Below are 13,219 nucleotides of genomic sequence, written 5' to 3'. Positions count from 1 at the left end.
CAAAAAGGATTTAACTCGACTATTGCTAATATCATCATGGATATCTGTCGTCGGATTCCTGCCGGCGGTTCGCTACGAGCCTTCATTGGAGTCACCGACCGAAACGCCGGAGTCAGTATCGGGTTCCGATTCGGAGAGACAGAAGACGAACTCGACACGGAACCGCCCGCGCGCTCGGAGGTACCGACGCTCGAGTGAACTATGGTCGGCCGATATCGACACCGTGACGGCTCGACGCGCGATCGAGACGCCCTCGAAGCGGACCGCACGGTATGTACGGTATGTCTGGACGGATGAATACGGTTCGTGCGGCGGTGCGCCGAAACGGGACCGTCCTGATCGCGACCGCCCTCCTGTCGATTCTCACGCTCGGCGGTACGGCGGCGGTCCTCGAGTCGACACCGATACCGTCCCCGTACGACGCTCCCGCGGACGGGACCGGAGGGTCCGGTCTCTCCCTGATGGCCGTCCTGATACTGCTCGTCGACGCGTTGCTTTCGCTGTTCGGCATCGAAGCCGATCCCGCCGCTCTTGCAACCGGGGCCGGCTCCTGGGCGGACGCACTCATTGTGGCCCTCAGCGTGCTCCGTTCGGTCGCCCTTCCGCTTCTCGGTATCGGTGTGATCGCGACGATCGTCCTGCACGTTCGCCGTCGGCTCCCGACGTCGGCATCCGGATCGCTCGTCTTTCGTCTGGGCGCCCGACGGTCGTCGAACCGGACGTCGCGGTCGACCGCGACGGACCAGAGCTGGCCGCCCGCCGAGCCCAGAAACGACGTGGCCGAGGCGTGGGTTTCGATGACTGATCGGCTCGACGTAGAGCGTCCTCGCTCTCGAACGCCCGAAGAGTGGGCCGAGGCCGCCATCGACGCGGGATACGACGAGGAGGCGGTAACGACGATAACGGAGCTGTACAGGGAAACCCGATACGGGGACGCGACCGAACCGCTCGAGCGTCGCCGGGACGCGATCCGCGAACTCGAACGGCTCGAAGGAGGGGGTGATACCGAGTGACGGAACCGATATCGGTCGCTCGGAGGTCCCTGGTGACGATCGGCGCGGTGTCGGTCTGCGCCGCAGCGGTCGTCTTGACCGTACCCGGAATCGAGGACTGGCTCCGTTGGCCGTGGGACGGCGAACTGCTGCCGGTCGCGTTTTTCACGGTGGTGGTTACGATCGCGAGCCTCCTCGGTCCGTTCGTTGCATTCGACGACGCCGAGCGCACGGGGTCGGACGGCCGGACACCCGAGTCGCCCCCGCCGACGCCGACACCCGGGTCCGAGATCGACCGCCTGTTGGACCGCCGGTGGCTGGTATTGCGCCCGTCGACTCGACACCGACGCGTTCACTCTCGATTCCGGGAGGTGGCGATTCGAACGATCGTCCGAACGACCGACTGCTCTACGGCGGCCGCCCGCGAGCGACTCGAGCGGGGGACGTGGACGGACGATCCGGTCGCCGCGGCGTTCGTCCGCGTCGAAGACGGTTCGGCATCGTCCCGGTTCCGATCGCTCGTGGATTACGTCTCCGTTCCGCGACGGGCTCGGCGGACGGCGCGAGCGATCCGAGTGCTCGCTGCGGAGGCGGAGGCCGAGGAGGAGCGGCGATGACGACACGACGAACGACCCGCTGGAACCTCTCGCTGGCCGCCGCCATGCTCACGAGCGGAACGGGTGTTCTGCTGGCGGAGCCGATGCTCCTGCTCGTCTCGATTCCCGGCGTCGTCTTCGCGACCTATTCGCACGTCACGTCGGCCCCGACTCCGACGCTGGAGTTCGAGCGATCGCTGACCGATTCTGATCCGTCGCACGGTGATCCGGTCGAGGTCACGGTTACCCTCCGAAACGCGGGCGATCGGACGCTCCCCAACGTCTGTCTCGCCGACGGCGTCCCGCCGATGCTCTCGGTTCGGAACGGGTCGGCACGGCATGCGGCAGCGCTCGGTCCTGGCGACGAGACGACGTTCTCGTACACGGTCACGGCGAAACACGGGGTTCACCGCTTCGGGCCGGCGAGCGCCGTCCTCGAGGACGCGAGCCGCAGTATCGAAGTCGAGACGACCGTCGAGGAAGAGACGGAACTCGCCTGTCGCTCCCCGGTCCGAACGGTTTCGCTCGGTCGAATAGCGCACCGACACGCGGGCGCGACCGCCACGACCGACGGCGAAAGCGGCATCGAGTTTTCGACGGTCCGCTCCTACCGACCGGGCGATTCGCCCGCCAGTATCGACTGGAACCGGTACGCTCGGGACGGCGAACTGACGACCGTTAGCTTTCGCGAGAACCGCTCTCAGGCGACCGTCCTCTGTCTCGACGCTCGGAACCGTTGCTACCGCTCGACCGGCCGCGGCGAACCGCACGCCGTCCTCTACGAACGCGCCGCGGCGCGCGAACTGCTCGAGGCCATCTCCGAGTCGGACGGACCGATCGGGCTCGCGGTCTTCGGCACCGAGTTCCACTGGGTCACTCCGAACACCGGTTCCCGCCACGCGGCGACGCTGCGACGGACACTCGAGGACGAGGACGTCCTTCCGCTCGAACCGCCCGACGAACGGAACAGCGACGATTCCGTCGACGGAGGGACCCGCACGCTTCGAACGCGGATCGACCGGGGCACCGGCGTCGTCCTCTGCTCGCCGCTGCTCGACGACGGGCCGCTCGAGATCGCTCGCTCGCTCCGGGCGGACGGACACCCGGTTACCGTTCTCTCTCCCGACGTGACGGCGGCGGAATCACTCGGGACGGACCTCGCGCGGATCCGGCGAGACAACCGTATCGACGCCCTTCGGCGAGCGAGCGCGTCGGTCGTCGACTGGGACCCGGCGACGCCGCTCGAGGCGGCGATACGAAACGAGGTGACCCGATGACCGTTCTCCCGGGCGATCCGACGGACCCGTTTCCGACGACCGTGAGCGCCGGCGTTACGCTCGTCGCGATTTTCGGCGCGTGCCTCATCGGTTCGACGGGAGCGATCCGGATCGCGCCGCTGCTCATGGAAACGGCGGGACTGACGCTCTATGCCGTCGGGATGTGGTTCCGTCGACGCGGTCACCGACTCGCGGGGAGATCGGCTACCGCGGTCGGTCTCCTGATCGCCGGTGGGGGCCTTCTCGGCGCCGTCGTTCTCGCTCCGCCGTTGCCGACGCTGCTGCCGCTCCTCGCGTGCGGACTCGGAGCGCTCTCGGTGACCCTCGGCGTGTTTCCCGTCTCCGTGCGGGTCGCTCGACCGCTCTCGACCGTCGGCATCGCGCTCGTCTTCGTCGGCGTGACGGCGACGACCGTCGTCGGAACGCCGTCGCTATGGCGGTCAACGGTCGCCGTCACTCTAGTGTTCCTCTCGTGGGACGCGTCGGAGCGGGCGATCGCGCTGGGTAACCGAGTCGGCGACACCGCCGAAACCGTCGCCGTCGAGCTGACGGGACTCGCGGCGAGCGTCGTCGTCGCGGCGGTGGCGATCGCACTTACGCTCGCCGCCGCTCGCGTTCCGATTACCGGGCCCTCGATCATCGGACTGGCGTTCCTGTTGGTCTCGAGCGTGTTCTGTCTGCTCGCGCTCACTCACGTCCCGCAGTCGGTAGACGCCGACTAGCTCTGGAACGCGTCCGGCTTACTCGACGGCGTCGTTCGCCTCGAAGTACCGATCTGCGTGTGCGCTACAGCCGGGATTGAACGGCGCATCGCAGGACGGACACCGATAGTCGGCCTCGAGATACGCGGGAACCGCGAGTTCGGTCTCGCAGACGCCACACAGTACCGAGGGCTCGTCGAACCGATCGCGGGGCCACGGGACGGCGTCGTGGTCTGTCGTCTCGGCGTGGCAGCGATAGCACGGATAGTAGCGCTCGCAACAGGCGAATTTGAAGGCGACGACGTCGCGATCGGTGCGGTAGTGGGCACATCGGGTCTCGGAATCGACGTCGACGCCGCGAACGGGAGGTTCAGACACGGATCGTCGGTCGAACCGACGGGCGCACGGGACTTCGAGGTTTCGGCTAACGGGTTTGCGACAGCAGCAGCTCTCGGTTCCCGGCGAACCGGGCCAGCGTCGGACGGCTTCGACGCGGTGATCCGCTACTCGAACGACGTCGTGTCGCCGCGCCGGTAGCGGTCGAGACGACGGTAGCCGTGGACGTTCGCGCTCTCGTCGAGTTCGATCTCGTAGCGACCGACGATGTCCTGCGTGTCGGGGACGGCTCGGCGTTCGACGACTTCGACGACCGCGCGCCAGCCGTCGTCGGTCGGCGAGATCTCGCTGACGGCGTCGAACTCTCGGCCGATGAGTTCGCCCGCGGTCGACTGGACGGTCCGGCGAACCGCGAGGACGCCCGCGATCTCGTCGTGGTCGGTGTCGACGTCGGCGTCTACGTCCTCGGGGTCAGTCTTCTCCTCGTCGGTCATGTCGACCGCGCCCAGTTCCTGACTCTGGGCCTGAGACTGCCGTTCGTCGTCCTGTGCCGCTTCGTCCTGTTCGTCTTCGACTGCTTGACTGTCACTCACTGTTGGATCACCCTCGTCGTGCTGATAGCAGAAGCCGTCCTCCTGGGCCGGCCGCGAACAGCGCTCGCCGTCCTCGGTCAGCGCCCGACACTGATCCTGCGCTTGCTCCGCTGAATGCTCGCTATCGGCTTCGGCCATTGGCGTGTGCTGAACCTGTCGCGTGTATTCGTCCGTGTCTGGATCACTGTGCTCTGCGTACCGTCGTTCTCCCGCGGAGACGGGTGCCGAGTCAGACGGACTCGGCGATCTGCGTCCGGAGCTGCGAGACGTCCTCGGGACCCTCGCCGGCGATCTTCGGCGCGAGGACGTCCATGAAGACGTCGGTCAGTAACTCGTCGTCGAACTCGTCGGGTTCGCCGTCGCCGTCACCGTTTCGCTGGCCGTCGAAGACGGCGAGCCCCTTCGCGGCGGTGATCGCCGCCCGCGTGCCGACGACGAGGTCGAGTTCGTCGCGCAGCGTCCGCGTCTTCGCGACGATCGCCGCGATGTCCTCATCGGAGAGGTCGACGTGGGACTTGACGATCTCGCGCTCGGTCTCCTCGTCGTAGTAGTCGATGTGGACGCCGACGAAGCGGTCGAGCAGCGCGTCCTGCTGGCGGTGGACGCCCGCGTACTCGACGTCGTTCGAGGTGAAAATCGCCCGGAACTCGGGGTGGACGTCGATCGTCCGGTCCTCGCCGCGCTTGCCCGGTCGCTCGAGGACTCCTTCCTCGAACACCGAGAGTAAGACGTTGTGCGCCGAGGGATCGCTGCGCGAGAACTCGTTGTAGACGAGCGTCGCGCCCTCCCGGACGGCCACCGAGAGCGGGTTGTCGACCCAGCGCTCCCGGACGACTTCGGTCTTCTTGCTGACGCCGCCGACGAACTGATCGGTCTCCTTGTACCGTTCGCCGCCGGCGTTCGCGCCGACGAGCGCGGCGGTGTCGACGGACTCGTCGCCGTTGATCCAGACGACCGGCCGACCGCGTTCAGCGGCGGCCGACAGCGCAAGCGCCGTTTTCCCGCAGCCCGTCGGACCGATCAGGTGGACCGGCTTCTCCGCCTCGAGCCAGCCGGTGATCCGGCTTCGCAGCGAGGCGACGGCGTCGGTCTCGATGAACGGGTCGGGAGCGACGGCTTCGGGCGCTGAGAGGGGGCCGTCCCCGCTCTGGGCGCTCGATGACGACGTCCCGTTCGACGACTTCCGGGCGAGTTTCTTCTTCGCCTGTCGACTCTCCTTCCGGGAGCGGTCGCTCCTGATCTTTCGACCTCTGACCTTGCGCTTGCGCGACGAATCGTCGGCCATGGAGTGTTATTGAGTGGCGGATTCGGGTGACGATTCCGGACGCGGTTCGACCTCGAGCTCCTCTAGCTCCTCGAGGTCGCCCTCCGCCGTCGCTTGCTCAATTTTTGCGATCTCCTCCGCGTAGTGCAGGAAGGTGTCGACGCTCGCGACGACGACGCGGGCCTCGATCGTCAGTAGCTCGATCCCGACAACCGAGATCCGCGCCCAGACGTCGATGACGACGCCCTTGTCGAGGATGCGGTCCAGTACCTCTGCGAGGCTCGAGGAGTCGGGTCTCCGACCTGATGATGCTGCCATACGGACGCAGGTACACCCCCGGTTCGTAACACGACTGGGACTGCGTCTGCAAGCCGCCGGTGCCGGACCGCGGCCGTCCCGAACCAGTTCGGCCCGCCGCCGGGGGCTGCCATTGCAAGCACCACGGTGACCCTTCGGGGCGGTGAATCTTGCATGACGAGTTCCTCGAGTACCCGCAGGTGAGTACCGCCGAACGCCGGTTCGGCGGTTCCCTCTCGGGTAGTCGACCCCGTTCCCATGATATCCCGATCGCTCCGTCTCGAGGCCGTTGACGAATCGCGCCCGTGCTCGCGGGCACGAGTAGCGCCGCCGTTCGACGCCGGGGTGATCGACCGATGACCCACCGGTACGTCTACGGCGTGATGAACGACGACCCCGTCGAGTTCGAGACCGACGCCGTCGGCGGTGCCGACCGCGTCTACACGGTTTCCCACCGGCGGCTCAACGCTGTCGTCTCCGACATCGACACGACCGATCCCGAGGAGACCGACGAGGACGCTCAGCGACACGACGACGTCCTCCGGGAGATCATGGAGCGCGACGGCGGTCGGACGATCGTCCCGATGCAGTTCGGCATGGCCTTCGAGAACGATCGGGCGCTGAAGAACGTGCTCCGCGGCGCCAGGCCGGCGTTCCGGCGCGCGATCAACGACATCGAGGGCCGGGAAGAACTCGGCCTCAAGATCGTCCGCGAGGAGGACGCCGAGGTCGATACCGACGCGATCGAAGAAGCCGTCGCCGACGAACTCGAGTCGATCGCCGCGCAGTCGGTTCCCAACGACCTGTTCAGCGACCGACTCGTGCTCAACCGCTCCTATCTCGTCAACCGCGACGAGCGCGAGCGCTTCGACCAAGCGGTGGCCGACCTTGAGGACGAGTACGACGACCTCATGTTCCGCTACACGGGGCCGTTCGCACCGTACAGCTTCGTCGACGTTAGGATCGGCGCCCAACAGTAACCATGTTCATCCTCGACGACCTCCTGATCCGCCCGTTCGTCGGAATCGTGGACACGCTGCACACGATGGCGCTGAGCGAGATGTACGATATCGAGGCGCTCGAGGCCGAACTCAAGGAGAACCAGTTGCTGTACGAACTCGGTGAGCGTTCCGAGGAGGAGTACCGCCGGCGCAAGGACGAACTCGAGGAGGAGATCGAGATCGCTCGCGACGTCCACGAGCGGCTCGCGAGCGGCCGCGTAGAGGTGAAACGCTGATGTCACCAGACGACCACACACCCGAGGACCGACGCGACGAATCGAGCGACGATCAGGGCCACTGGCTCACCAGCCTGCTGTCGGCCCTCGAGTGGCTGGACGAAGCCTCCCGGTCCGGTCAGCACCGCGGCGATCGAACGACCATCGACTACGACGTCTCGATCCGGACCGGCGACGCGCTCACTGATCGGCCGGGGGACGACCGGAGCCCGTTCGCCGACGCGAACGATCGCGATGAGTTTGACCGCGACCGAGACGTCGGTCGGAATCGACCGCGAACGCGCCGGTACCGGCCCGACTCCTCGAGCGGGTCGACCGCGCCCTCGAGCGACCACCTCCTGACGACGCGGGAGGGCGAGGACGAACTGCTCGTCACCGCCGACGTGGCCGGCGCCGATCCGGACGACGTCACCGTCGGCTTCGACGGCGCGACCCTCGTCGTCGGCGTCGCGGGACGCGAACTCGATCGGATCGACGTCCCGTGGCGCGAGCGAACGGCCGAGGCGACGATCAAAAACGGCGTGCTCTCCGTTCGGATCGAACCGAACTCGAGTCCCGAACCGGACGAGAGAGCGCCGACGGAGACCGAGACCGAGACTGAGACTGAGACTGAGACCGAGACTGAGACGACCGAGCCAACGACGGACGCGGAGTCCGAGACGGAGGCCGACGATGAGTGATGACGCGGCCGACGCCGGCGAGACCTTCGACGCCCTCCTCGACGAGGCAGCGGACTCACTCGAGAACCTCGATGAGTATCTCGGCGGCGTCGAGAACATCGACGAACTCGACGACAGCACGCTCGAAACGATCCTCGGCGACGTCGAGACGCTCGTGAACGTCGTTCGCGAGACCGAAGAACTGCTCGAGGCGATCGACCTCAGCGAACTTCCCGAGGCCGTCGACGGCGACGACCTCCTCGAGGCGATCGAGGTCGGGGACGTCCCCGAAGTACTCGCCGACGAGGACCAGGGCGCGACCGACCTCGTGAACTTCACGCAGCTCTTCCGGGCGATCAACCTGCTGAACGCCTGGGACGCGACGGACCTCACCGACCTCTGGCAGGAGAAGCGCGAACTGCAGGACGCCGTCGACGAGCTCGAGGACGGCGAGGACGCCGGGATGGTTGAAGACGCCATCTCGGACATCGCCGGCGGCGGTGACGGCGAGGGCGACCTAATCGGCGGCGACGACGACGACCTGATCGAGATGGACGCCGGCGACGCGAAGCAGGCGTTAGGCGACATCGACGTCGCGTCGGATCCGGAGGCCTATCAGATCGCCATTCAAGAACAGGCGCTGAAGGGAATCGATGCCTTCCGATCGGCGCTGCTCGAGACCCACGAGAAGTTCGAGCAGCTCTACGAGATGAACCGGGAGAAGATGCGCCGGAAGGACACCAGCACGAATTCGCGGAATCCGACCGCGGCGGCGACGATTCCGACCGAGCGCCGCGACCTCGGCAGCGGCGCCCGCTACTCAACGGTGCCACAGGACGTCAAACTCTCGACGGCACCCAGCCGAAAGCGGATCTACGGCCGCCGGTTCGAGATCGAACGGGAGAAACAGCGACGACGGGAAAGCAACGGACAAGCGGACCAGCAACGGCGCGAGAACGACGACTCGGAGACGCAACAGCAGCGAGCAACCAATGAGTGATACTATGCTACCAAAGGCGATTCGACGGCGACTCGAGGTACTGACGGCCGTCGGGCTGGCGACCGTCTCGCCGCCGACGGACCCGACCGGGCCGACGGCTGCGGACGTGATCGAATCGGGACCGCCCGACGACGGAGGTGAGAGCCGTGGTCGATGACTTCCAGCCGAGCCGTCAGAAGGCCGACCTCGCGGAGGTCGTCGAGATGCTGCTCGACAAGGGGATCGTCATCAACGCTGACATCGCCGTCTCGATCGGCGACACGCAACTGCTCGGCGTGCAGCTCCGGGCCGCCATCGCCTCCTTCGAGACCGCGGCCAAGTACGGTCTCGAGTTCCCCGAAGGCACCGACATGCGCCGCGTCGCGGCGGCGGTCGACGACCCCGAAATCGCCGAGACGGATCGGCCGAACCCGACGATCGATCCCACGAGCGGCGTCAACGTCACGCCGGACGAGCGATACGAGGACGAGGAGACGGAGACCGAGAGCGAGCGCGGCGACTCGAGTGACGACGAGCGCGCAGAGAGCTCCGAGATGCCCGACCGCGGGGTCTCCCACCTCGGCGCGCGGCCGAATCCGGACCGGCCGACCCGCGGCGGGTTCGATCTGCTCAGCGACGATTCCGATTCCGACGGCGACGGTGAGAACGAAACGGAATCCGGCGACGCCGAAGACGCCGAATCGACCGAGAGCGGCGACGGCGAGGAAGCAGAGGCGGAAGCGACGAACGCGGAGGACGGATCATGACGCAGATCGACGTCGGCGACGGCGAGGACGCGCGCCAGGGGCTGGTAACGCTCGTCGTCACCGTCGTAGAGATCCTGATGGACGCCTTAGAGCGCGAGGCGGTTCGTCGCATGGAGTCGGGAGATCTCGCCGACGAGGAGATCGAACGGCTCGGCGAACAGCTTGCGACGATCGAGGCGGAGCTCGAGCAGCTCAAGGACGACGAGGGGATCGAAGACGGCGTCGACGACCTGCGCGGCGACTTAAACGGACTGGTCAACGACGCGATCGAACAGCTGCACGGCGAGCCGCGAGCTACCAGCGAGCCCGGCTACTCCGTGCTCGGAGGTGAGGACGAATGAGCTCTGGACGATCCAACGACCGGCTCGAGGAGATCGCCGACGCCGAGAGCATCGACGAACTCGAGGGCGTCGACGATTTCGACGACCTCCAGGACGCCGTCGACGACGCGGTTCCCGAGATCGACGACGGGCGGTACCTCTACTGTATCGTCCGAGCCGACGAGGGCGCGACGCTCGAGACGACCGGCGTCGACGGCGAACCCGTCTCGATCGTGGTCGCCGACGGCATCGGCGCGGTCATCCACGAAACGGACGGGATCTACGATTCGGCCGAACTCGCGCAGGTTCGGCGCTGGCTCGTCCGCCACCAGACGGTCGTCGACGAGGCCGCCCAGGAGTTCGGCACGCCCGTGCCGTTCCAGTTCGACACGATCCTCCGGGGCGGCGACGAGGCCGTCCGCGAGTGGCTCCGCGAGGAGTCGGACACGCTCGACCGCGCGCTCTCGGGGCTGGCTGGCCACTGGGAGTACCGCGTCGAGGTCGTCGAGATCGACCCTGTCGACGACGAAACGCTGATCGAACGGGACGACCGCCTGCAGGAACTCGCCGACCGGATCGACGACTCCGGCTCGGGAACGTCGTTCCTGCTCGAGAAGAAACTCGAGCAGCGACTGACCGAACTGCGGGCGGCCCGCCGCGAGTCGATCACGGCCGATTTACAGGACCGACTCGCGGACGCCGCGCGGGAGGTCCACAGCCTCGAGCGGTCGCCGACGGCGTCGCTCTCCGACGATATCGCCGACGAGGCCGACGGACGCGGCGGCGAAACGCTCTGTCGACTGACGCTGCTCGCCCACGAGGACGAGGAGTCGGCGATCGGTTCGATCCTCGACGACGTGGCGGACCACGACGGCTTCGAGGTCCGGTTTACGGGGCCGTGGCCGCCGTACACGTTCGCGCCGGAACTGGGCGGCGACGAATCGACCGATACCCAGCCACACGCATGAGACCGCGAAAGGACGAAGAGACGCTCGTTGACGTGCTCGATGTGGTGCTCAGGGACGGCGCCGTCCTCCGGGCCGACGTCATCGTCTCGGTCGCGGGGATCCCGCTGGTCGGCCTCAAGCTCACGGCCGCCATCGCCGGCATGGAGACGATGACCGAGTACGGCTTCTTCGAGGAGTGGGACGTCGAACGCCGGCAGACGGCGGTCACCCGTCGGCAACACAAGAAAAAGCGAAAACGGAAGCGCAAGCGAGCGCCCGACGAACTCGAGCGGCTCACGGTCGGATCGACGCCGGAGGGTGAGCGCGATCGCGACCGAAATCGCGACGATGAAGCGCCTCGAGACCGTTCCTCGGCGCGGTCTCGAGGCGACGACGGAGAGCAGTCCCGAACGGAGGACGACGAGCGATCGGACGACGATGCTACCGAGCGGTCCCGAGCAGACGACGAGTGAGACGCCTCGGGCGTCGGTTTCGAGAGCCGCAACCGTACCAGTGGGTCGAACCGAAGGGATCGACGGCCGGTCGCCGTCGCTCAGGCGTGCTTCGGTCGTTCGGTGGTGAGCTCGACGTCGCCGGTGACGTCCTCCGTGTCGTGGTCTTCGTCGTAGATGTACTGACCGGTGGCCCCGCAGAGCGTACACTCGTACGTCTCGGAGATCTCGTTGATCATCTCCCCATCCTCGAAGTAGACGCGGCTCTGCGTTATCTGCAGGAATTGGGCGGTCTCGCAGTTACTGCAGGTGATCATATCCGATCGAAGGCCACGACCGGTTGTAGTTATCCGGCTTGTAACCGAAAGTGGAACCAATCTATGCGCTTCTTACCGACGATTTGACAGCCGACCTGGCGTCGGCCGAAGCGGTTCGACCGCCGATCCGAAAACCGGGCCGTTCCCAGCCGTAAGAACTGCATAATCGACCGACTGCGCCGGGTTTCAGCAACTCGGTATAACGATATTAGCGATCGAAAAACTGCGTTCCACCGATCGTTCCACGGCGGTATGTCGTCACTTCCAGCTACGGCAACCGTTGGTCCGGCGTTTCGCTCGAGGCACGACTCACTCCGCGGTCGGCACGTCGATCCGATCCCCGGTTCGGGCCGCCTCGTAGGCCGCTTCCGTCAGCGCGGTCACCCGGAGGGCGTCCCGGGCCGTCGCCGGCGGCTCGTCGCCGGTCCGGACGCTCTCGAGGAAGGCCTCGGCGCGGGTTTGCTCGGCCCGGGCGTCGATGTAGGGTTCGTACTCGCCCGCATCGCTGTCGATCTCGGAGACGGTTCGGGAGCCCCACTGGCGCCCCTCGAGGTAGACGGCGCCGTCGTCGTCCCAGCAGTGGATGTGTTCGCGGACCGAGGGGGCGTCGCCGTTGAACGAGAAGGTCCCCGCGGCGCCGTTGGCGAACCGGACGTCGAGGTGTGCCCGGCTGTCGACCCGCTCGGCGTCGTCGTGGAAGTCCATACTCGCCGCGACGGACTCGGGTTCGAGGCCGGTCGTCCAGAGGACGCCGTCGAGGACGTGGCTCCCGGTGTCGTAGAGGAAGCCGCCCCCCGAGAGGTCGGGGTCGAGCCGCCACGTCCCCCGCGAATCCTCGATCCAGTCCTGGGTGATCGACGCGGTCAGCCAGTTCGGCGGCGCGCCCTCGAAGCGCTCTCTGGCGGTCCGGAACGCCGTCTGGAGGTGGCGCTGGTAGCCGACCATCAGCGTCTCCGCGGACCGTTCGGCCCGCTCTGCGAGGTCGCGTGCGCGCTCGAGATCCGTGGTGAGGGGTTTGTCGCAGTAGACGTGACAGCCGTTCTCGAGGGCCGCGACGACCTGCTCGTAGTGGAGCGTGTGGGGCGTGCCGACGAGGACGGCGTCCAGCGCGGCGTCCTCGAGCATCGTCGGGTAGTCGGCGTACCGCTCGGCATCGGGAACGTCGAAGGTGTCGCCGATCTCCGCGAGCCGCTCCGTATCGAGGTCGCAGAGCGCCCGTACGGTCGCGTCGCCGCGTCGGTGAAACTGCCCGCCGACGGTCGTTCCGATGTATCCGAGCCCGACGATTCCGAGCCGAAGCGGCTCCTCGAAGCTGTCCTCGTGCATGGACCGCTAGACGGGAAACAGGCCCAATTATCTTCGCCCGTCGTGGGCCCCGCGACGCGTGTTGCGAGTCCGCCGAGACGTGTTGCGGACGAACCGGGATCTGAGCGGCGATTTCGCCGCCGTTGCCGCGCGTAACGTCCGGGCTAGCCGACGCCTGTC

General features: G+C 66.9%; 18 protein-coding genes and 1 pseudogene. 13 read left to right on the top strand and 6 right to left on the bottom strand.

What is annotated here, in order from left to right; genetic code table 11:
• Positions 1–281: 281 nt before the first annotated feature.
• Genes EH209_RS02565 through EH209_RS02550 form a run of 4 tightly spaced genes read left to right on the top strand, consistent with a single transcriptional unit; the run spans position 282 to position 3,587 of the window.
• Entirely contained in the window at positions 282–1,013 is a 732-nt protein-coding gene (locus EH209_RS02565) for a DUF4129 domain-containing protein (RefSeq protein ID WP_249038738.1), read from the top strand.
• A 32-nt stretch (positions 1,014–1,045) separates the two neighbouring features.
• On the top strand, positions 1,046–1,609 hold the full coding sequence (locus EH209_RS02560) for a DUF7269 family protein (protein WP_126661402.1): 564 nt from the start codon (positions 1,046–1,048) through the stop codon (positions 1,607–1,609).
• The gene (locus EH209_RS02555; RefSeq protein ID WP_126661401.1) at positions 1,606–2,865 is read left to right on the top strand and encodes a DUF58 domain-containing protein; all 1,260 of its coding nucleotides are present in this window, start codon (positions 1,606–1,608) and stop codon (positions 2,863–2,865) included. Before EH209_RS02560 ends, EH209_RS02555 begins: the two co-directional genes overlap by 4 nt.
• Positions 2,862–3,587: a DUF7519 family protein gene (locus EH209_RS02550; RefSeq protein WP_126661400.1), complete on the top strand. Its 726-nt coding sequence runs from the start codon at positions 2,862–2,864 to the stop codon at positions 3,585–3,587. Before EH209_RS02555 ends, EH209_RS02550 begins: the two co-directional genes overlap by 4 nt.
• Before the next feature lie 18 nt (positions 3,588–3,605).
• Here EH209_RS02550 and EH209_RS02545 read toward each other — a convergent pair whose 3' ends face one another.
• The 4 genes from EH209_RS02545 to gvpA all read right to left on the bottom strand — a co-directional run bounded on the left by EH209_RS02545 (position 3,606) and on the right by gvpA (position 6,077).
• Complete coding sequence (locus EH209_RS02545; RefSeq protein WP_126661399.1) at positions 3,606–3,944, bottom strand: CHY zinc finger protein; 339 nt, start codon at positions 3,942–3,944, stop codon at positions 3,606–3,608.
• Positions 3,945–4,069: 125 nt separating this feature from the next.
• Positions 4,070–4,633, bottom strand: a complete 564-nt coding sequence (gvpO, locus tag EH209_RS24910; RefSeq protein WP_126661398.1) for a gas vesicle protein GvpO, halophile-type — start codon at positions 4,631–4,633, stop codon at positions 4,070–4,072.
• A gap of 91 nt (positions 4,634–4,724) precedes the next feature.
• Positions 4,725–5,780 (bottom strand): gas vesicle protein GvpN, encoded by a 1,056-nt coding sequence (gene gvpN, locus EH209_RS02535; protein WP_126661397.1) that lies wholly within the window; start codon positions 5,778–5,780, stop codon positions 4,725–4,727.
• Between the two features lie 6 nt (positions 5,781–5,786).
• Positions 5,787–6,077: a gas vesicle protein GvpA gene (gvpA, locus tag EH209_RS02530; RefSeq protein ID WP_008894730.1), complete on the bottom strand. Its 291-nt coding sequence runs from the start codon at positions 6,075–6,077 to the stop codon at positions 5,787–5,789.
• A 335-nt stretch (positions 6,078–6,412) separates the two neighbouring features.
• On the opposite strand from gvpA, the gene EH209_RS02525 reads away from it, so the two are divergent.
• The 9 genes and pseudogenes from EH209_RS02525 to gvpM all read left to right on the top strand — a co-directional run.
• The gene (locus EH209_RS02525; RefSeq protein ID WP_126661396.1) at positions 6,413–7,036 is read left to right on the top strand and encodes a GvpL/GvpF family gas vesicle protein; all 624 of its coding nucleotides are present in this window, start codon (positions 6,413–6,415) and stop codon (positions 7,034–7,036) included.
• Between the two features lie 2 nt (positions 7,037–7,038).
• Positions 7,039–7,293 (top strand): gas vesicle protein GvpF, encoded by a 255-nt coding sequence (gvpF, locus tag EH209_RS02520; protein ID WP_012943533.1) that lies wholly within the window; start codon positions 7,039–7,041, stop codon positions 7,291–7,293.
• Positions 7,293–7,973, top strand: a complete 681-nt coding sequence (locus EH209_RS02515; RefSeq protein ID WP_126661395.1) for an Hsp20/alpha crystallin family protein — start codon at positions 7,293–7,295, stop codon at positions 7,971–7,973. The genes gvpF and EH209_RS02515 overlap by 1 nt, the downstream gene beginning before the upstream one ends.
• Positions 7,966–8,952 (top strand): hypothetical protein, encoded by a 987-nt coding sequence (locus EH209_RS02510; RefSeq protein WP_126661394.1) that lies wholly within the window; start codon positions 7,966–7,968, stop codon positions 8,950–8,952. The genes EH209_RS02515 and EH209_RS02510 overlap by 8 nt, the downstream gene beginning before the upstream one ends.
• Positions 8,945–9,109 carry a hypothetical protein gene (locus tag EH209_RS23850; protein WP_164721986.1) on the top strand — a complete coding sequence of 55 codons (165 nt, stop codon included), beginning with the start codon at positions 8,945–8,947 and terminating at the stop codon, positions 9,107–9,109. Before EH209_RS02510 ends, EH209_RS23850 begins: the two co-directional genes overlap by 8 nt.
• Complete coding sequence (gene gvpJ / locus EH209_RS02505) at positions 9,099–9,698, top strand: gas vesicle protein GvpJ (protein WP_126661393.1); 600 nt, start codon at positions 9,099–9,101, stop codon at positions 9,696–9,698. Before EH209_RS23850 ends, gvpJ begins: the two co-directional genes overlap by 11 nt.
• Complete coding sequence (locus tag EH209_RS02500; RefSeq protein ID WP_126661392.1) at positions 9,695–10,039, top strand: gas vesicle protein K; 345 nt, start codon at positions 9,695–9,697, stop codon at positions 10,037–10,039. Before gvpJ ends, EH209_RS02500 begins: the two co-directional genes overlap by 4 nt.
• The gene (gene gvpL / locus EH209_RS02495; protein ID WP_211338312.1) at positions 10,036–10,986 is read left to right on the top strand and encodes a gas vesicle protein GvpL; all 951 of its coding nucleotides are present in this window, start codon (positions 10,036–10,038) and stop codon (positions 10,984–10,986) included. Before EH209_RS02500 ends, gvpL begins: the two co-directional genes overlap by 4 nt.
• A pseudogene (gvpM, locus tag EH209_RS25065) lies at positions 10,983–11,300 on the top strand (gas vesicle protein GvpM); the annotation flags it as partial. The gene gvpL and the pseudogene gvpM, both read left to right, overlap by 4 nt.
• Before the next feature lie 218 nt (positions 11,301–11,518).
• On the opposite strand, the gene EH209_RS02485 reads toward gvpM, so the two are convergent.
• Together EH209_RS02485 and EH209_RS02480 are read right to left on the bottom strand one after the other, a co-directional pair.
• Entirely contained in the window at positions 11,519–11,734 is a 216-nt protein-coding gene (locus EH209_RS02485; RefSeq protein ID WP_008894739.1) for a hypothetical protein, read from the bottom strand.
• Between the two features lie 309 nt (positions 11,735–12,043).
• On the bottom strand, positions 12,044–13,060 hold the full coding sequence (locus EH209_RS02480; protein ID WP_126661390.1) for a Gfo/Idh/MocA family protein: 1,017 nt from the start codon (positions 13,058–13,060) through the stop codon (positions 12,044–12,046).
• Positions 13,061–13,219: the final 159 nt, after the last annotated feature.

The organism is Haloterrigena salifodinae, from assembly GCF_003977755.1.
GTDB classification, from domain to species: Archaea; Halobacteriota; Halobacteria; order Halobacteriales; family Natrialbaceae; genus Haloterrigena; species Haloterrigena salifodinae.
This window is presented reverse-complemented; position numbering and strand designations above follow the sequence as displayed.